Source organism: Thermopolyspora sp. NPDC052614 (assembly GCF_040678635.1).
Lineage (GTDB): Bacteria > Actinomycetota > Actinomycetes > Streptosporangiales > Streptosporangiaceae > Thermopolyspora.
On the sequence record NZ_JBFATZ010000013.1, the window covers coordinates 130,961 to 149,650 of the forward strand.

Annotated in this window: 16 protein-coding genes; 11 read left to right on the forward strand and 5 right to left on the reverse strand. The window is 72.2% G+C overall.

All coding sequences use genetic code 11. The annotated features are described in order from the left end of the window. Window positions 1-83 precede the first annotated feature (83 nt). Complete coding sequence (locus tag AB0K60_RS25800; protein WP_364060061.1) at window positions 84-1,049, forward strand: ABC transporter permease; 966 nt, start codon at window positions 84-86, stop codon at window positions 1,047-1,049. Then, window positions 1,046-2,143, forward strand: a complete 1,098-nt coding sequence (locus AB0K60_RS25805; RefSeq protein ID WP_364060064.1) for an ABC transporter permease — start codon at window positions 1,046-1,048, stop codon at window positions 2,141-2,143. The genes AB0K60_RS25800 and AB0K60_RS25805 overlap by 4 nt, the downstream gene beginning before the upstream one ends. Window positions 2,144-2,175: 32 nt before the next feature. Here AB0K60_RS25805 and AB0K60_RS25810 read toward each other — a convergent pair whose 3' ends face one another. The 3 genes from AB0K60_RS25810 to AB0K60_RS25820 all read right to left on the reverse strand — a co-directional run bounded on the left by AB0K60_RS25810 (window position 2,176) and on the right by AB0K60_RS25820 (window position 6,004). Next, on the reverse strand, window positions 2,176-2,667 hold the full coding sequence (locus AB0K60_RS25810; RefSeq protein WP_364060067.1) for a hypothetical protein: 492 nt from the start codon (window positions 2,665-2,667) through the stop codon (window positions 2,176-2,178). Window positions 2,668-2,785: 118 nt separating this feature from the next. Beyond that, window positions 2,786-4,300 carry a nitronate monooxygenase gene (locus AB0K60_RS25815; protein ID WP_364060070.1) on the reverse strand — a complete coding sequence of 505 codons (1,515 nt, stop codon included), beginning with the start codon at window positions 4,298-4,300 and terminating at the stop codon, window positions 2,786-2,788. Between the two features lie 840 nt (window positions 4,301-5,140). Continuing rightward, window positions 5,141-6,004 (reverse strand): DUF2249 domain-containing protein, encoded by an 864-nt coding sequence (locus AB0K60_RS25820; RefSeq protein WP_364060073.1) that lies wholly within the window; start codon window positions 6,002-6,004, stop codon window positions 5,141-5,143. Between the two features lie 100 nt (window positions 6,005-6,104). Here AB0K60_RS25820 and AB0K60_RS25825 point away from each other — a divergent pair, with 100 nt between their 5' ends. Genes AB0K60_RS25825 through AB0K60_RS25835 form a run of 3 tightly spaced genes read left to right on the forward strand, consistent with a single transcriptional unit; the run spans window position 6,105 to window position 10,920 of the window. Beyond that, entirely contained in the window at window positions 6,105-7,031 is a 927-nt protein-coding gene (locus AB0K60_RS25825) for a helix-turn-helix domain-containing protein (RefSeq protein ID WP_364060076.1), read from the forward strand. After that, window positions 7,028-8,335, forward strand: a complete 1,308-nt coding sequence (locus tag AB0K60_RS25830; protein ID WP_364060079.1) for a hypothetical protein — start codon at window positions 7,028-7,030, stop codon at window positions 8,333-8,335. Before AB0K60_RS25825 ends, AB0K60_RS25830 begins: the two co-directional genes overlap by 4 nt. Beyond that, window positions 8,332-10,920: a multicopper oxidase domain-containing protein gene (locus AB0K60_RS25835; protein WP_364060082.1), complete on the forward strand. Its 2,589-nt coding sequence runs from the start codon at window positions 8,332-8,334 to the stop codon at window positions 10,918-10,920. The genes AB0K60_RS25830 and AB0K60_RS25835 overlap by 4 nt, the downstream gene beginning before the upstream one ends. Here AB0K60_RS25835 and AB0K60_RS25840 read toward each other — a convergent pair. Continuing rightward, complete coding sequence (locus AB0K60_RS25840; RefSeq protein ID WP_364060085.1) at window positions 10,910-11,293, reverse strand: MerR family transcriptional regulator; 384 nt, start codon at window positions 11,291-11,293, stop codon at window positions 10,910-10,912. The two genes, AB0K60_RS25835 and AB0K60_RS25840, sit on opposite strands and share 11 nt — an antisense overlap. Window positions 11,294-11,468: 175 nt before the next feature. Between AB0K60_RS25840 and AB0K60_RS25845 the strand changes: the two genes are divergently transcribed. The 3 genes from AB0K60_RS25845 to AB0K60_RS25855 are packed head-to-tail and all read left to right on the forward strand — an operon-like array spanning window position 11,469 to window position 14,547. Further along, a complete protein-coding gene (locus tag AB0K60_RS25845; protein WP_364060088.1) occupies window positions 11,469-12,623 on the forward strand; it encodes an NEW3 domain-containing protein in 1,155 nt (384 codons plus the stop codon). An 18-nt stretch (window positions 12,624-12,641) separates the two neighbouring features. Then, complete coding sequence (locus AB0K60_RS25850; protein WP_364060091.1) at window positions 12,642-13,613, forward strand: ABC transporter ATP-binding protein; 972 nt, start codon at window positions 12,642-12,644, stop codon at window positions 13,611-13,613. Then, window positions 13,597-14,547, forward strand: coding sequence for an ABC transporter permease (locus AB0K60_RS25855; RefSeq protein ID WP_364060094.1), 951 nt, complete (start codon window positions 13,597-13,599; stop codon window positions 14,545-14,547). The genes AB0K60_RS25850 and AB0K60_RS25855 overlap by 17 nt, the downstream gene beginning before the upstream one ends. A gap of 3 nt (window positions 14,548-14,550) precedes the next feature. Here AB0K60_RS25855 and AB0K60_RS25860 read toward each other — a convergent pair whose 3' ends face one another. Next, entirely contained in the window at window positions 14,551-15,210 is a 660-nt protein-coding gene (locus AB0K60_RS25860; protein ID WP_364060097.1) for a helix-turn-helix domain-containing protein, read from the reverse strand. 369 nt (window positions 15,211-15,579) lie between these two features. Here AB0K60_RS25860 and AB0K60_RS25865 point away from each other — a divergent pair, with 369 nt between their 5' ends. The 3 genes from AB0K60_RS25865 to AB0K60_RS25875 are packed head-to-tail and all read left to right on the forward strand — an operon-like array spanning window position 15,580 to window position 18,633. Further along, window positions 15,580-16,494 (forward strand): isocitrate lyase/PEP mutase family protein, encoded by a 915-nt coding sequence (locus tag AB0K60_RS25865; RefSeq protein ID WP_364060100.1) that lies wholly within the window; start codon window positions 15,580-15,582, stop codon window positions 16,492-16,494. After that, window positions 16,487-17,857, forward strand: a complete 1,371-nt coding sequence (locus tag AB0K60_RS25870) for an FAD-dependent oxidoreductase (RefSeq protein ID WP_364060103.1) — start codon at window positions 16,487-16,489, stop codon at window positions 17,855-17,857. The genes AB0K60_RS25865 and AB0K60_RS25870 overlap by 8 nt, the downstream gene beginning before the upstream one ends. Next, window positions 17,854-18,633 (forward strand): SDR family oxidoreductase, encoded by a 780-nt coding sequence (locus AB0K60_RS25875; RefSeq protein WP_364060106.1) that lies wholly within the window; start codon window positions 17,854-17,856, stop codon window positions 18,631-18,633. Before AB0K60_RS25870 ends, AB0K60_RS25875 begins: the two co-directional genes overlap by 4 nt. The last annotated feature ends 57 nt before the right edge of the window (window positions 18,634-18,690 follow it).

An 18,690-nucleotide genomic window follows, 5' to 3' on the forward strand; every position in this document is an offset into this window, starting at 1 on the left:
TGAGTGGATATCGCCGTCGGCGACGCGCGCCGGATGGCCGGCCGGGGCGCGGGCCGTACCGGGGAAGCGAGAGGCGGGGCTTGATGGCTGCTGAGACCGCTGCCGCGCCGGACCGGCTCGATCGCGAGCGGGTGCTGGCCTGGCTGCAGGAGTACGGCGTGTACGCGGCGGTGCTCGCGCTGCTCGCGTTCAACATCCTGTTCACGCCGAACTTCCTCGATGTGGGGAACTTCCGCACCCAGCTCGTCCAGGTCACCCCGATCGTGATCGTGTCGCTCGGGATGGCGTTGGTCATCGGCACCGAGGGCATCGATTTGTCGGTCGGCTCGGTGATGGCGCTCGCCGCCGCCGTGGTCGTGCTCTATCTCGGGTACGGCGCGCTGCCCGCGATCGCGATGGCGCTGCTCGCCGGGGCCGTGGCGGGCGCGGCCGGCGGGTCGCTCGTGGCGTACGTGGGGGTGCAGCCGATCGTGGCCACCCTCGCCCTGCTCGTCGGCATCCGCGGCCTCGCCAACGTGCTCGTGCCGCAGCTCGTCGAGTTCCGCAACCCCGACCTGATCGCCCTGGGCAGCAGCTCGATCGCGGGCGTCCCGGTGATCGTGATCGTCGCGGCCGTGCTGACGCTCGCCGTGGCGTTCCTGGTGCGGCGTACCACGTTCGGGCGGCACGTCGTCGCCATCGGCGGCAATCGGGCGGCGAGCGAGCTGTCCGGTCTGCCGGTTAAGCGGGTGCTGCTCATCGTGTACGTGATCTCGGGCGTGCTCGCCGCCGTCGCCGGGGTGCTCGCGACCGCCCGGCTGCAGGCCAGCGACCCGACCTCGCTCGGCCTCTACATGGAGCTGTCGGCGATCACCGCGGTGGTGGTGGGTGGTACGCCGCTCACCGGGGGGCGCATCCGCGTCCTCGGCACCGTGATGGGGGCGCTGCTGATGCAGTTACTCGCCGCCACCCTGATCAAGCACAACCTGCCCCAGTCGTGGACCCAGATGGTCCAGGCGGCCATCATCCTCGCCGCCGTCTACGCCACCCGGGAGCGAGGCAAGCGATGACCGAGTCCCCGTCGCCCATGTCGTCCCCGTCGCCCATGTCGTCCACAGGATCGTCCGCGTCGGTTTCCACATCGACGGCGTCCAAGGCGGTCGTTCCCTCCCCGGCGACCGGCCCGGACGCGGCGGTCGAGCAGGAGGGCGTGCTGCGCGAGCGGGTGAGCCGCCTGCTGCAGCAGCACGGCGCGCTCATGGTGCTGGCCGTGCTCGTCGCGTTCGGCTCGGTGGCCTTCGAGTCCTTCGCCACCACCGGCAACGCGGCCAGCGTGATCGTGTCGTCGGCCTTCCCCGCGATCATCGCGATCGGCATGACCTTCGTCATCATCAGCGGCGGCATCGACCTGTCGGTCGGCTCGCTGTTCGTCCTCGGCGGCGTGCTCGCCGCCTACGCCTCCCCGGCGGGGCCGCTCGCCGCCCTGGCCCTCCCCCTCGCCGTCTGCGGCCTGGTCGGCCTCGTCCAGGGCCTCATCATCGCCCGCACCGGCATGGCCCCCTTCATCGTGACCCTCGCCGGGATGCTCGGCGTACGCGGCCTCATGCTCGCCATCTCCAACGAGGGCGCCACGACGTACCTGGTGCGGGACCCCATCTTCGCCGCCCTCGGCCAGGACGGCTTCTTCGGCCTGACCTACCCGGTCTACATCACCGTGCTGCTGGCCCTGCTCGGCATGCTCCTGCTGCAACGCACCGGCTTCGGCCAGAACGTGTACGCCATCGGCGGCAACGAGGACGCCGCCGCACTCATGGGCGTCCCCGTCGCCCGCACCAAGGTCCTCGTCTACCTCATGTCCGGCCTGCTCGCCGGCCTCGCCGGCGTCCTCAACGCCGCCCGCCTCTCCTCCGGCGTCACCATCCTCGGCATCGGCCTGGAACTCGACGTCATCGCCGCCGTCGTCATCGGCGGCACGCTCCTCACCGGCGGCGTCGGGGGCATCACGGGCACCATGGCCGGCGTCCTGCTGATGGGCGTCATCCAAAGCCTCATCAACCAGGTCGGCAACCTCACCTCCTCCGTCCAGCAGGTCGTCAGTGGCGTCTTCCTCGCCCTCGTCGTCATCGCCCAGCGCCTCCTCAGCAAGGCCCAGGGCATCTCTTAGGGCCTCTTAGGGCCTCTCACTTAGGGCCGTGGTCAGCCGGAGGTCGCGAGGACGGCCGCGGTCATGACGAGGGCGGCGCCGATGGCCATGAAGGCGAGGCCGAGGGCGATGACGAGGGTGGTGAGGTGCCAGGCCTGGTACGCGCTCATCAAACCGGCGCGGAGGGTTTGGCCCATGAAGGCGGTCTGGCGTAGGGCGGTGAGTTTCTCGTCGTCGCGGCGGGTGGCGAGCTCGGCGCTGATCTCGGCGTAGGTGCGGCCGCCGGTGGCCTGGAGGACGTTTCCGGCGATCATGTCGGCGAAGGCCTTGGCCTGGGGGCCGGTGGAGACCGTGGAACCCGCGTGGCGGGTCAGGTCGGGCGGGAGTTTGTCGGCTTCCGGGAAGGTGATCTTTTGGTCGGCCAGTTCCTGGCGGATCTCGGCTTTGCCGCCTCGGCCGCGGGCCACCATCACGGGACCGGCCGTGAGCATGGCCGCGCCGACGGCCGTCAGCAGGATCACGGCCGGCCCCCGAAGATCGGTCATCGTGCACTCCCCTGGTGAAGTCGGTCGTCGCCCTTGCGGGTTCGGTGAACGAGTGTGGAGGGTCCGGATGGGCGCCATGCAGTGCCGATGGCCCTTCCGAATTGGGGCGAAGGTCCCGTCATGTCGGCGAGAGCGCGCTCGACGGCCGCTGTTCGGCGTCGTCCGGTGCGGCGGAGGCGTCGGCCGTGCCGCCGCTCAGGAGGTACTCGACGACGTCGGCGGCGCCGTAGTCGGCGGAGGGCAGGTGCGGCAGGAAGCCGAGGTCCTGGCCGAGGGTGAGCAGGGGCGGCTCGACGTACCCGTCCGCGCGGGTCTGGCCGAGGCCGATCGTGGCGGTGAGGGCGTTGCACAGGCACTGGCGGCCGGTCGCCTCCTCAACCGTGCCGCCTTTGCGGAGGAACGTGTCAACGGGCTCGGCGGGGCAGCGGTAGCCGATCTCGCCGTCGGGTTTGCGGTACGGCGTACGCAGGTAGCCGAGGTCGCACAGGCGGGGGCGGCGCTCGTAGACGTCCTGCTCGGAGAGGGTGCCGGGCTGGCGGGCCACCTTGAACGGGAAGCCGGTGGGCGAGGCGCTCGGGTCGTTGCGCACCTGGAGGGTGCCGTCGGCGGCGTCCTTGAGCAGGCGGGCCCGAGCCCGGGGGTCCAGGCCGGAGTCGCGGGAGAGGGCGAAGGCGGTGCCGACCTGGATGCCGGACGCGCCGGCGGCGAGGGCCTCGGCGAGCGCCTTGGGGGTGGAGTGGCCGCCCGCCAGCCAGAACGGCAGACCGAGGGCGGCGACCTTGTCAAGGTCGATGCGGTCGCGGGGGCCGTAGACGGGTTCGCCGGTGTCGTCGAGGCGCATGCGTCCCCGGGGTGGGGCGCTGTGGCCGCCCGCGACGGGGGACTCCAGGACGAAGCCGTCGGGGCGGGTGGCCGGGGATCGGCTCAGGTGGACGGCGAGGATCGCGGCGGAGACGATCGCGAGGAAGCGGGGGCGGCGCGGCGGGGGCGTGCCCGGCGGGGTGGCGAGGGTCGCCGGGTCGAAGGTGATGACGTGCGGGGTGTCGGCTCCGGCGACGGTGATCGACAGGTTCGCCGGGCGGCCGGCGGCGAGGGCGTCGAGCAGGGCCGGGATCTCGCTGGGGATGCCCGCGCCCATCAGCACGTAGTCCACGCCGGCGAGCATCGCGCCGTACGCGGAGGCCGGGGTGGCGAGCTGGATCTTCTCCAGGTAGTTGACGCCGATCGGGCCGTCGTGGCCTTGGCGGGCGAGCCAGACCTCCACGAAGTTGCCCGCCGCCAGCAGCTCGTCACGCCAGGGGTTGGGGCGTACGCCCAGGCGGGGGATGGGGCGAAAAGGGCGCCCCTTGGGGATGCCGCCGGGCACGAAGTAGCGGTCGAGGATGCGTTCGGCGGCCTTGCGGCGCGGGTAGGCGGCGAGGGCTCGCCGTACGTCGCCGTCGGGGTCGCCGAGTTGGAGGCGACGGGCGAGCAGCAGGTCCAGCGCGACCCCGGAGACGACCCCGAGCTGACCGGTCCTGGCGACGGCGCGAGCCAGCTTCCAGCCCGAGACGCCGACTCCCATGCCGCCTTGGATGATCAGAGGGTGGGCGGCGTGACGCATGGCAGAAACGGTCTCCTGGACTTCGGTCATGGATAGCCCCTCCGGTGAACCCATGGCCGCTTAGGCCCGGATGGCCCGACAATCATGTGTCTCCGCCTCCCGTGATGGTTCACGGGCGACGGAGACACATGTCCTTCGCGGCGCGATCAAGGTCGTGGCCGAAGCCGTCCCTCCGGCGGCACAACCGGGGCTCCGACCCCCTCTGCGGGACTCATGGCGGAGGCATCCGAAACCATATGGGTTGACCTGAATCGCACCATGCTTTGATCATCCCGCTCCGTAAGGCGCCGGGGATGGGGACTTTGGTCCCAAATCGGTGGACCGATTGTCCTGATCACATTCGGTTCGTCGTATACCGCCTTATCGGGCAGGGGGTGACGCCCGGGTCGGCCTCGGCCGTGATCTGCGGGGATGACCTCGGATGGCGCGGGGTCTCCGGAGCAGGCGAGGGTCGCTTCCCTCCGCAAGTGGACCAAGAGCACGACGATATGGGTCCTTCGGCCCTTTTCGTGTCGGGGCCGATGGCGGTTCGGTCGGACATGTCATTCGTCGCCGGTGACGACCATTGCTTCGGCGTTCCGGGAAGGCGGTCAGCCGATGACGGGGAAGGCACGGTTCTCTCCGAGGCGGAGGGGCGTGAATCGCTCCACCGCCGTACGGGTGAATCGCGCTCGTCGTCTTGGCCGGTCTCGATGGCCTCGGCGTGGTCGCCTTGCGAAGCAGCCCGGCGGCGAAGGCGTCCCTCCGGAAAACGGCCCGGCCGTGCCGCGCCGACGACCCGATGCGACCGGCGCGAGGCGCACGGGCTCGGGATCGTCGGCGCGGGCCTGCCGTACGGGGAATCGGCCCGTCCGCCGGTACGCGGGGCGGTCAGAGACGGGCGATGCGCACCCGCCACTCCTCGGGGCCGGTCTCCAGGTACTCCCACGAGAACTCGCCGGTGTGCTCGGCGGCGAACTGGTAGTAGAGCGGCTTGGGGTCGTGGTCGTTGACGAGCACGAACGCCTCTCCCGGGGCGAGGGCGTCGTAGGTGCCGAAGATCCGCTCGTGCCGATCGCGGTGCGGCAGCAGCCGGACGTCGAACTCGCCGTCCACCAATTCGACGTGCGCGTTCGGGTCGCCGGAGGTGTCGTGGCCGCCGCAGGCACACTGGTGGGCGGCGGGCTGGGCGTGCCCGTGACCGTGACCGTGACCGTGCCCATGACCGTGGCCGCCGCAGCCGCATTGGTGGGCGGGCGCGTCCTGGCCGTGGTCGCCGAGGATCACGTGCATGCCGTCGAGCAGCGTGGCGAGGTCAACGTCCGCGTCCACGAGGGCGGGGAGCAGGATGTCGTTCTCCTTGCGCAGATGGACCTGGAACAGGACGTCGAGGGCGGTGGCGGCTCCGGCGATCTCGGCGTTCGTGCTCGCCTGCTCCAGTTCGGAGAGGAGTTCGCGCAGCACGGCGTGCTCGTCCGTCATGGCGCGCACCAGCAGGCGGGTCTCGGGCAGGTCGGCGCCCGCGGCGTAGAGCGTCGCCTCCTCGGCGAGCGCGTGCGGGAGCACCTCGGCGGAGCAGAACGCGACCAACTGGGCCCGGCGCGGGTACGGCGAGGCGAGGCGGTCGATGTCGCGGCGGAGGGTGAGGGCGTGCTGGGCCATCGTCTGGCCGAGCCGCTGGTGGTGGTCGCGGATCGCCTGAAGTGTGACGTTCTGCGCGGATGGCTGGTTGGTGTCCGTGGTTTGAGCGGTCATGACGGGCTCCTCTGCGGGTTCCGGCGGTCGACCGGATCGATCAAGGATAGTTTTTACGATGCACGTTGTATTTACAACGCAGACCGTGCAAAATCAATGTGTGACCGAGCACAGCAGCGAACACGTCGCGCAGATCGACCCGCACGCCCACCGGGTGCTGGCGGACGTGAGCCGAGTGGCCGTCCTGGAGACCCTTCGCCGGGCCGGTCGCCCGCTGGCCATCCCCGAGATCGCCGCCGAGGTCGGGTTGCACCCCAACACCGTGCGGGCCCACCTCGCCCTGCTCGTGGAGCACGGGTACGCGACCGGCCGCACCGAGGACCGCGAGCGTCCCGGACGGCCCCGCCTGCTCTACACGGCCACGGCCAAGCTCGGCCGTGAGGAGGAGGGCGAGGACAAGCGGCGCAACTATCGCCTGCTGGCCGAGGTCCTGATCACCTACCTGACCGGGAACGATCCGTCCGCCCACTCCGGCGCCGCCGCCGTCGCCGCGGGGCGGGCGTACGGACGGCGGATCGCGCACGAGGGCGTGCATACCCTCGGCCACCGCTCCGACGCCGAGCACGGCGGCGAACCCGGGCCGGACGACACGCGCGACGCGTCCGGGCCCACGTCCCCGAGCGGGTCCGGGTCCGCGTCCGCGCTCGGGTTGGAAATCGGGGACGAGACGAGGACCGGTCTTGCCGCCCTGTCCGACGCGGGCTCCGGCTCGGGGAGCGGGGGCGCGTCCGGCGCGCTTCGTGGCGTCGACGCCGCCATCGCGACCGAGCGGATCGTCGCCCTGCTTACGGATGCCGGTTTCGAGCCGCGCCTGGCCCCCGACGGCTCCCACATCGACCTGCACCGATGCCCGTTTCGCGAACTCGCCGAGGCGAACCCCGAGGTCGTCTGCGGAGTTCACCTGGGACTGATGCAGGGCGCGCTGGCCGACCTGGGAGCCCCGATCACCGCGGCCTCCCTGCGGCGCTTCGTCCGCCCCGGCGTCTGCGTCGTCACATTTGAGCCGCAGGACGAAGAGTTCCGATGAACGACTCGCGCACCCCCACGCCCCGGCTCGGCACCGCCGATTCGGTCACGCCGGTCGCCACCGATGCGCGGCGTACCGGCCTTGCTTCGACCGCGCAGGCCCGGCCCGGGGCCGGCGGTGCCGGGCGGGAGCAGCGGGTTGCCGTGGGGCGCTTGCCGCTGCTGGCCGGGGGCGCTTTGGCGCTCGTGGCCGGGTTGTGGGGCGGGCTGGGGCTGCTGGAGGTGGGGCCCGCGGTGCCGCGGGCGGGGTTCGCGGCGCAGCACGGGCCGTTGATGGCGCTGGGATTTCTGGGTACCTTGATCGCGCTGGAGCGGGCGGTCGCGGTCCGGCGGGTGTGGGCGTACGCGGCGCCCGCGCTGGCCGGGGCCGGGGCGATCGCGCTGGCGGTGGGATTCGCGCCGGTGGGCCGGTGGGCGTTGACCGCCGCCGCGGGATGGCTCATCGCCGTCTATGTCGTCGTCGTGCTGGAGCGGCGGCCCGGCCGCGAGGTCATCGTGCAGATGGCCGGGGCCGTCGCCTGGTACGCCGGCGGCCTGCTGTGGATCCGCGGACATCAGGTCGCCGACCTGGTGCCCTGGATGATGGCCTTCCTCGTCCTCACGATCGCCGGGGAGCGGCTGGAGTTGGCGCGTGTGGCCTTTCTCCGGCGGCGGGCGAGTGACGGGCTCATGGCCACGGCGGGCCTTTTGACCGCGGGCGTGCTCATCTCGGTTCCGCAGCCTGGCGCGGGATGGCGGATCACCGGGATGGGCATGCTCGCGTTGGCGGTGTGGCTGGGCGTGTACGACGTGGCCCGCCGCACCGTACGCGGCAGTGGTTTGCCCAGGTATGCGGCTGTCTGCCTGCTCAGTGGGTACGGCTGGCTGGCCGTGGGCGGGATGCTGTGGATGATCGCGGGCCGACCCGACGGCGAGTTCTACGACGCGGCGCTGCACGCGGTGTTCCTCGGGTTCGTGATGTCGATGGTGTTCGGCCACGCACCGGTGATCCTTCCGGCCGTGCTCCGGGTGCGGCTGCCGTACCGGCCGGTGCTGTACGCCCCGCTCGCCCTGCTGCACGTCGCGCTGCTGGTCCGGGTGGCCGGCGACCTGGCCGGCATCGCCGCGGGCCGCGCGCTCGGCGGGGTGCTCGGCGAGCTCGCGCTGGCCGGGTTCGTGGCCTGCGCGGCGGGCGCTGCGTTGCTCTCCCGTTCCCAGGGCTCTGGTTCTCGGGGCTCTGCTTCCCAGGACTCACTTTCCCAGGGCTCACCTTCTCGGAGCCCCCGTTCTCGGGACTCTGGTTCTCGCTCGATGGAGTCGTCATGACCTCGGTGGACGTGCGCATCGAACCAGCCGGATCCCGGCCCGGCCCGCCCCAGCCGCGGCACGGCCGGGCCCGCTGGCACGCGATCGCGAACGCGGTGGTGCTGGGCTGGCTCGCGCTGACCGCGGTCGCCGCCGTCGCGCACGGCGGGCTGCCCGCGCCACGGTGGCTGGCGCTGCACGTGTTCCTGCTCGGCGCGGTCACCAACGCCATCGTGACCTGGACCGAGCACTTCGCGGTCGCGCTGCTGCGCCTCGCCGAGCCGCCCGCCCGGTGGCGGGCCGCACGGCTGATCGCGTTGAACGCCGGGGTGGCGGCGGTGCTCACCGGCGCGTCGACCGGCCCCGAGGCCGTCGGCATCGCCGGTGCGGCGATCGTCGTCGCGGTCATCGGCGCGCACGTCGGCTGCCTGATCGTCTGGTCGCGGGGCGCGCTCGCGGGACGGTTCTCGCACGTGGTGACCTGGTACGCCTGGGCCGGGGCCGCCCTCGTCACCGGCGGCACGCTGGGCGCGCTGATGCTGTCCGGGCACGTGACCGGCGCGGGCGAGGAGCGGCTGATCGCCGCGCACGTGCACGCCAACCTGCTCGGCTGGGTGGGCCTGGCCGTGCTCGGCACGCTGTTCACGCTGTGGCCGACGGTGCTGCGGACGCAGGTGGCCGACGGGGTCGGACGGATCGCCCGGCTGTCGGTGCGCATGGCCGTACCCGGGCTCGCGGTGACCGTCGGCGGGCTGCTCGCCGGGGCGCGCTGGATCGCCGCCCTGGGGCTCCTGCTCTACGCGACCGCCGCCGCGCTCACGCTCGTGCCGTTCCTCCGCACGGCCCGGCGGCGCCCCCCGCACACCGCCGCCTCGTACCTGCTGGCGGCGGGCACCGCCTGGTTCGTCGTGGCCCTCGCCGCCGATCTCGCCGTGGTCGCGACCCGGCCGCCCGAGCGGGTGATCGAGGCGATCGAGGAGGTGCTGCCCGCGGTGCTGGCCGGATTCGTCGGCCAGACGCTCGTGGGCGCGCTCACCTTCCTTCTGCCGGTCGTGCTCGGCGGCGGCCCCGCCGTCCTCAAGCGCAACGGCGCTTTGCTGGAACGGGCCTGGGTCGTACGGCTCGCGGCCGTCAACGTCGGCCTGGTGATCGCCGCCCTCCCCGCGCCCGGCCCGGTCCGGACCGCCGCCTGGTGCGTGGTCGTCGCCGCGCTGGCCGTGTTCGTGCTGCTCGCGGTCGTGGCCGTGGCGCGGTCGCGGAACCTGCGGATCCCTCCGGCGGCGGGCGGCGTCGCGGTCGGCGTGCTGGCGACGCTGCTCGCCGTGGCTGTGTCGGCGACCGGCGGCACGCAGCCGCAGACCCGCACCGTGACCGCCGGCGGCACCCAGACGGTGGACGTCACGCTGGTCGGCATGAGCATCGTCCCCTCGACGATCGAGGCCCCGGCGGGCACCCGCCTGGTCCTGCGGGTCACGAACAAGGACGCGCAACGGCACGACCTGCGCCTCGCCACCGGGCAGCAGACGCCGACGCTGCGCACCGGGCAGTCGGCGACGCTGACGATTCCCGAGCTGACCGGGCCGGTGGACGGCTGGTGCACGATCGCCGGGCACCGGGCCGCCGGGATGACCATGCGCATCAACGTCACCGGCGCCTCCGCCGCACCGCAGGCGGCGCAGGACCCGGCCGCCGGGCACGATCCGGCTATGCACTCGTCGGCGGCGTCCAACGACGGCCCGCTCGACCTGGCGGCTCCGATGAGCGCGGGGTGGAAGCCGTACGACGCGACGCTGCGACCGGCCCCGGGCGGCACCGAGCACAAGGTGGAGATCCACGCCGTCGAGACGGACGTCGAGGTCGCGCCCGGCGTACGGCAGCGCATGTGGACCTTCGGCGGCACGGTCCCCGGGCCGGTGCTGCGCGGCAAGGTCGGCGACGTGTTCACCGTCACGTTCGTGAACGACGGCACGATGGGGCACGGCATCGACTTCCACGCCGGATCGCTCGCGCCGGACCGGCCGATGCGCACGATCGAGCCCGGCGAGCGGCTCACCTACCGGTTCAAGGCCGAGCACGCGGGGGCGTGGCTCTACCACTGCTCAACGATGCCGATGCTGCAGCACATCGCGAACGGCATGTACGGGGCGGTCATCATCGACCCACCCGATCTGCCGCACGTTGACCGCGAGTACGTGCTGGTCCAGGGCGAGCTGTACGTCGGCAAGCCGGGCGAGACCACCCAGGTGGCCAAGATGCGTGACGGCCGCCCCGACGGATGGATGTTCAACGGCGTTGCCGCACAGTACGACCACGCGCCGCTCGCCGCCCGGACGGGCGAGCGGGTACGCGTCTGGGTCGTCGCCGCCGGGCCGGCCTCCGGGACCGCGTTCCACATCGTCGGCGCGCAGTTCGACACCGTCTACAAGGAGGGCTCCTACCTGCTGCGCCGTGGCGACGACGGCGGCTCCCAGGTGCTCGACCTGGCCGCCGCGCAGGGCGGCTTCGTCGAGACGGTCTTCCCCGAGCCGGGCCACTACCCGTTCGTCGACCACGACATGCGCCACGCCGAAGCGGGCGCGCACGGCTTCTTCCAGGTCACGGACTGACGTCCGCGCCATCGGCGTTCTCCAGCCCCGAGTTCTCCAGCCCCGAGTTCTCCAGCCCCGAATCCTCCAGTTCCGACAGCCGCGCCTGGGCCTGTTCGAGCTGCCGCTTCAGGTCGGCGAGCTCGCGTTCGAGCTGGAGAATGCGGCGGATGGCGATGAGGGTCATGCCCTCGTCGGCCATGCGGGTGACGTGCTGGACGACCATGATGTCGTGGCGCGAGTAGCGGCGCTGCCCGCCGGAGGACCGCCGCGGGCTGACCACCTCGTGCTGGTCGAGCCGCCGCAGGAACGCCTGCTGCACCTGGAGCATGTCGGCGACCTGGCCCAGCGAATACAGCGGCGCGTGCTCGTCGTCGAACGGAAGCTTGGACATCATGACCTCCTCGTCCGGGCGCGGCCCCGACCCTGCACCCCACGCCAGGTCACACGATGATGACCGTCAGATAACCACATCGAACGACTTTCTTGCAAAAATTTTATACCTGGAGTTATAAGTTCGTTCGAACTCGACGACAAGTATCTCCGACTTTCCGAATGGACGGCTGGTGATGATGTCGCTGCTTCGCTTCTTCGCGTGCGCCCTGGCGGCCGTCCTCGGCCTGACCGCCGCCTCCGCCCCCGCGTACGCTCAGGCCACCGACGCACAGGCCATGCTCACCCTCTCCACGCCCTACCCCTCCGTCGTCGTCGAGCCGGGCGGGCAGGTGTCGTTCGAGATCAAAGTCAACTCCTCCCCCGCCGGCCGGGTCGGGCTCGACGTCGACGCCCCCAAGGGCTGGAAGAGCACGCTGCGCGGCGGCGGATTCGTCGTATCCAGCGTGTACGGGGGCCGTACCGACGTCACCCTGGACGTGACCGTGCCCGGCGACGCCAAGGGCACCGGCAAGGTCACGGTCACCGCGACGGGCCCCGGCGGGCTGCGGGCCCGGCTCCCGCTGTCGCTGAAGGTGCGCGGCGGCGGCTCCGGCTCGGTGAAGCTGGAGGCCGAGTTCGCCAAGCTCACCGGCAAGCCGACCGACACCTTCGAATACAACGTCACGCTGCGCAACGAGACCGCGCGCAAGACCACGTACGCGCTGACGGTGCAGGGCCCGTCGGGCTGGAACGTCTCGGCGAACCCCACCGCGCAGCAGCGCGCCACCACGGTCACCGTGGACGGCGGCGCGAGCGAGACGATCAGCGTCTCCGCCGACCCGCCGGACAACCTCACCGCCGGGACGTACCCGATCCGCCTGGGCGTCAGCGGCGGCGGGCGCGAGGCCGTCGCCGAGCTCGCGGCCGAGATCACCGGCACGGTCGAGGTGGAGCTCAGCACCCCCGACGACCGGCTCAACGCCTCGGGCACCTCGGGCGACCGCACCCGCGTCCCGGTCGTGGTCACCAACAAGGGCTCGGCCCCGCTCAACGGCGTCACCCTCACCGGCTCGCCGCCGAGCGGCTGGGAGGTCACCTTCGAGCCCTCGACCGTGAACATCGAGCCGCAGCGGTCGGCCCGGGTCAACGCGGTCATCACCCCGTCGGGCGACGCCGTCACCGGCGACTACATGGTCACCCTGCGGGCGGAGAAGGACGGGCAGAGCTCCTCGGTCGACATCCGCTACACCGTGGAGACCTCCCAGTGGTGGGGGCTCGTCGGCATCCTGGTGATCCTGCTCGTGGCCGGCGGCCTCTGGTACGTCTTCCGCGTCTACGGACGCCGCTGACGGCGGGGCGAGGCGGGCATGGACGACAGCGCCCCTACCCACACCGACGTCGCCACCCACACCGACGACGTCATCACCATCAACCGGCTGACCAAGCGATACGGCGACGTCACCGCGGTCGACCGGCTCGACCTGCGGGTACGGCGGGGCGAGGTGTTCGGGCTGCTCGGGCCGAACGGCGCGGGCAAGACGACCACGATCCTCACCCTGCTCGGCCTGATCGAGCCGACCTCGGGCAGCGTGCGGGTGCTCGGCATGAACCCGGCCACTCAGGCGCTCAAGGTCAAACAGCAGGTCGGGTACGTCCCGGACGCCGTCGGCTTCTACCCGTCGATGACCGGCCGGGAGAACCTGCGCTACACCGCCCGGCTCAACGGCCTGCGCCGCGCCGAGGACCGCATCTCCGAGGCGCTGGAGCAGGTCGGCCTGAGTCACGCGGGCGACGCCCGCGCGGGCACCTACTCGCGCGGCATGCTGCAGCGGCTCGGCATCGCCGACGCCCTGGTCAAGAACCCCTCGGTGATGATCCTCGACGAGCCGACGATCGCCATCGACCCCGAGGGCGTGCAGCTCGTGCTGTCGCTGATCCGGCGGCTGCGCGACGAGCGCGGCATGACCGTGCTGCTCTCCTCCCACCTGCTCTACCAGGTGCAGGAGGTGTGCGACCGGGTCGGCATCTTCGTGCGCGGGCGGCTCGTCGCGGCCGGGTCGGTGCGTGAGCTGTCCGAGCGGCTCGCCGAGGGCCGCACCATCACCGAGATCGAGGTCGCGGGCGACGTCGACCGGGCGGCGCAGCGCGTCGCCGAACTGGAGTCGGTCCAGCGGGTGGACCGCGAAGGCGATCTGCTCGTCGCCGTGTGCTCCGCCGACGTACGCGGGCGGATCGCCGAGACCCTGGTCGGCTCCGGCCACACACTGCTGCACCTGCGGCAGCGCAGCAGCCATCTGGACGAGATCTACCACCGGTACTTCCATGACCAGATCAACTGACACCGCGCTCGCGCCGGGGTGGCTCACGGTGGCGCGCAAGGAGATCGCCGACCATCTGCGCTCGGCCCGCATGCTCGTCGTGGCCGGGCTGCTCGCCGTCACGGGCATCGCCTCCGTCTACGCGGCCGGCGGCCGGATCCGCGACGTGGCCTCGGCCGCCACCGACGACCCCGCGCTGTTTCTGAAGCTGTTCACCGTAGCCATCGAGAACACGCCGTTCGCGTTCGTGAACTTCGTGGCGCTGATCGGGCCGCTGCTCGGCATCGCGTTCGGCTTCGACGCGGTCAGCTCCGAACGCTCCCAGCGCACGCTCCCCCGCCTGCTGGCCCAGCCCATCCACCGCGACGACGTCGTCAACGGCAAGTTCGTCGCCGGCCTAGCCGTGATCGGCATGCTGCTCACGGCGCTGATGGCGCTGGTCGCCGCGGTCGGCGTCATCCGGCTCGGCATCGTGCCCAAGCCCGACCAGATCGCCCGGCTGCTCGTCTACCTGGTGGTGTCGTGCGTGTACATCGGGGTGTGGCTGGCCTTCGCCCTGATGCTGTCGATCCTGCTGCACCGCGCCGCCACCGCAGCGCTGACCGGCATCGGGGCCTGGCTGGTGCTGTCGCTGCTCGCCGGGCTGATCGTGCAGATGGTGGCGGGCGCGTTCACCACGCCGGACACGGTGGACAACGCCGAGCTGCAACAGGCCCTCGGGCGCGTCTCTCCCGCCTTCCTGTACGAGGAGGTCACGGCCGCCCTGCTCACCCCGGAGCTGCGCACGCTCGGCGTGATCCTGCCCGAGCAGGCGTTTCGTGCGGTTCCCAGCCGGCTTCCGCTCGGGCAGAGCCTGCTGCTGGTCTGGCCGCAGCTCGCCGCGCTCGTGGCGCTGACGGCAGTGATCTTCGGGATCGCGTACGTCGCGTTCCTCCGTCAGGAGGTGCGTCTCTAGCCGTTACGCCTCGGCGAGTTCCTCCGCCACCTCCTGGATGATACGTTCCGCCACGGCGTCGAGTGCGAGCGCGAGGAGGTCGTGGAGTTCCATCAGGTCGAGGGACTCGCCGTGCCCCGAGGACATCGCGTAGAGCCCATCCGAGGCCGCCATGTTGAGCTGGGCCAGGCGCAGGGCGATGCCGGGGCGGCGCTCCTGGACCTCCGGGGGAAGGACGGCGGCCCACCATTCGCTCATCTCCTTGAGCGTTTCCTCGCGGATGCGCACGAAGCGGGCACGGGCGGCGGGTTCGACGACGCGGCGTTCCAGCATGAGCATGAGGCCCAGGCGCATGAAGGTGGGGTGGGCGGCGAAGCTCTGGCCCGCGCGACGCAGCACTTGGCGTAAGTGCTGGAGGCGGTCGATGCCGGGGGCGGGGGGCTGCCACGGGGGGACGTCGGGCAGCCATTCGCGGTGGCTGTGTTCGATGACCGCGGCGAGGAGTTCGTCCTTGCTGCCGAAGTGCCAGTAGACCGAGCTGGCGGGCAGGCCGGAGCGTTTGGTCACCAGGGCGAGGCTGGTTCCGTCGTAACCGCGTTCGGCGGAGATCTCGGCGGCGGCCTGGAGGATCCTGCGGCGGGATTCCTCACTGTTTTGCGCTCGTCGTTCCGTTTTGGGGGCCACGCCCTCTTGCTATCACACGCTGCCCGGACTAAGTTCGGGACAACCAACTCCCTGTAACGATCACTACAGGTTAGAGCGTACGCTACAGGCGGGCACTGACCCCTTTACCGGGGCCGCTACGGCGGCCGTCGGGAGCAGGTCGCGCTCTGACATCGACCGTCCGTCGTCCACCCGGAAAGTAGACACACTCCCCAACCCTCCTGTAACCGAACAATTGCCTCCCTGTAGTGTCCGCTACAGGAGATGACAATCGCGCGGCCACGCGCCTTGGCTGCACCGACGCACCGGAGGTACCGCTATGCCCCCCGCCGAGCCACGACCGGCCGTGGCCTCCCCCACGATCGTCCGTACGGCCCTGAAGGTGCACCCGTGACCCGCGCCGTGCTGCCCGGCGCGAGCGCCGGGGAACGCCGTGCCCGCCTGCGCGCCCTGCTCGCCTCCGGGCGGACCGTCATCGCGCCCGGGGTCACCGACGCCGCCGGGCTGCGGCTGGTGGAGGAGGCCGGGTTCGAGGTCGCCTACGTCACCGGGGCGGGGCTGGCCAACGCCCAGTTCGGGCTGCCGGACATCGGGCTGATCTCGCAGCGGGAGGTCGTCGAGCACGTGTGGCGGCTCGCGTCGGCCACCGACCTGCCGCTGATCGTGGACGCCGACACCGGATACGGCGGCCCGCTGGCGGTGATGCGCACGGTGCGCATGCTCACCGACGCGGGGGCGGCCGCCGTACAGCTGGAGGACCAGGTCCTCGACAAGCGGTGCGGCCACTTCGACGGGCACAAGCTGATCACCGCCGACGAGATGCGCGCGAAGATCGAGGCGGCGGTGGCGGCCCGCGGGGAGGACGGGCCGCTGATCGTCGCCCGCACCGACGCCCGCGGCGTGTACGGGCTGGACGACGCGATCGCCCGCGCGACGACGTACGCCGAGGCGGGCGCCGACGTGCTCTTCGTCGAGGCGCCGCGCACCGTCGAGGAGATGCGGACGATCGGCGCGGAGCTCGCCGGGACGCCGCTCGTGGCGAACATCGTCGAGGGCGGCAAGACGCCGGAGCTGAGCGTCGCCGAGCTGGCCGAGCTGGGCTTCACCGTCGCGCTTTTCGCCAACTACCTGATGCGCAGCATGCTGCGGGCCGGGCGGGAGGCGCTCGCCCACCTCGCAGCCACGGGCGAGACCCGCGGCCGCGCCGACCGCCTGCTGCCGTGGGCCGAGCGGCAGACCCTGTTCGGGCTGCCCGCGTACGCCGAATTGGAGCAGAGGCTGGAGCAGAGGTACGCCGATGACTGAGCGCTTCGACGTGGCGGTGGTCGGCGGCGGCCTCGCCGGGGCGAGCGCGGCGGCCACCGCGGCCGAGCGCGGCGCGTCGGTGCTGCTGCTGGAGAAGAACCCCACGCCCGGCGGAAGCACCGTGCTCAGCTCGGGGCTGAACGCCTACGCGGGCACCGACGAGCAGGCCGCCGCCGGGGTGACCGACGACGTCGAGCTGCTGCGCCGAGACCTGCTGGAGGTCGGCGGCCACCGCAACGACACCGCGCTCGTGGACGCCTACTGCCGCGAGCAGCTCGCCACCTACCGCTGGCTGCGCGGGCACGGCGTCGTCTTCGGCGCGCCGCTCGCCGCGTCCGGCCAGTCGGTGCCGCGCTCCCACCCGGTGGACACCGCCGCGATGGTCGAGGCCCTGCTGCGGGTCGCCACCTCGCGCGGGGCCGAGGTCCGCTACCGGTGGGCGGCCCGGCGCCTGGAGGTCACCGGCGACCGGGTGAGCGGCCTGCGGGCCATCGACCGGGACGGCGCGGAGCACCTGGTGCGGGCGGGCGCGGTGGTGCTCGCCACCGGCGGCTTCTCCCGCAGCCCGGCGCTGCTCAACCGGTTCGCCCCCCGCATGGCGAAGGCGGTCAAGGCGGGCGGCACCGGCAACACCGGCGACGGCCTGCTGATGGCCTGCAAGCTCGGCGCGGGCCTCGCCGACCTGCCGTACATCAAGGCGACCTTCGGCGTGTTCCCGTGGCCGTCCCCCGCCGAGGAGGGCCACGGACTGCTCGCGGTCTACAAGGGCGCGATCGCGGTGAACGGCCACGGCGAACGGTTCACCGACGAGTCGCTGCCGTACAAACAGATCGGGGACGCCTGCCTGGCGCAGCCGGAGGGCATCGCCTTCCAGATCTTCGACGCGCCGGTGCTCGCCACGTCCACCCCCGACGTGCCGATCTACAACTTCGAGCCGCGGCTGCGCGGCGGGCTGATCCAGCGGGCCGACACCCTGGAGGAGCTCGCCGACCTGCTCGGCATCCCCGGCGACCGGCTGCGGGCCACCGTCGGCGACTACAACGCGCGGATCGCCGCGGGCGAGCCGGACCGGTTCGGCCGGCGGACCCTGTCGGGCGGGGTGGGCGAACGCAGGCCGATCGTCACGCCGCCGTTCTACGGCTACCCGTGCACGGCGGTGATGCTCGCCACCTACGCGGGCGTCACCGTCGACGCGGAGACGCGGGTGCTCGACGTGTTCGGCGACCCGATCCCCGGCCTGTACGCGGCGGGCGAGGTGACCGGCGGCTTCCACGGGGCCGGCTACGTCACCGGCACCTCCCTCGGCAAATCGGCCATTTTCGGCCGCATCGCCGGGATCACCGCGTACCAGGAGGCCGCATGAGGGACGTCTTCGACCTGACCGGACGACGCGCCCTGGTCACCGGCGCGGCCAAGGGCGGGCTCGGCGCGCAGGCGGCGCTCGCCCTGGCCCGGCGCGGCGCCGAGGTGGTCGTCGCCGACCTGCCGTCGCGCGGCCCCGACCTCGACGCGACGCTCGGCATGCTGCTGGCGACCGGCGTGCGGGCCCGCGCGCTGCGCTTCGACGTGACCGGCGAGGAGCAGGTCGAGGCGGTGGTGGCGCACGCCGCCGACCCCGACGGGCGGCTGGACATCCTGGTGAACACCGCCGGAATGATGCTCCGCCGCGAGGTGCAGGACACGTCCCTGGACGAGTGGCGTCGCGTCCTCGACGTCAACCTGACCGGCACCTGGCTCCTCAACCGGGCGGCGGGCCGCGTCATGACCCGGCGGGGTCGGGGCACGATCGTCAACTTCTCCACCGTGTACGCCGAGCGCGTCGGCCCGATCCCCGAGTCGGCCTACTACGCGTCCAAGGCCGGGATCGCCAACCTGACCCGCTCGATGGCGGCCGAGTTCGGCCCGCACGGCGTCACCGTGAACTGCCTGGCCCCGGCCGTGTTCTACCCGACGCGGATGACGGCCCCGCTCGGCGAGGACCCCGAGCGGCTGCGCTGGTTCGCCGAGCGCACCATGCTCGGCCGGCTCGGCGACCCGGAGACCGACTTGGAGGGGCCGCTGCTGCTGCTCGCCTCCGACGCGGGCCGCTACATGACCGGCCAGATCGTGTACGTCGACGGCGGCTGGTCCGCCTGGTGAACGGGCCGCACGTCGTCCGGGTTCCTCGCCGACCTCCGAGCAAGCACATAGGAGCGG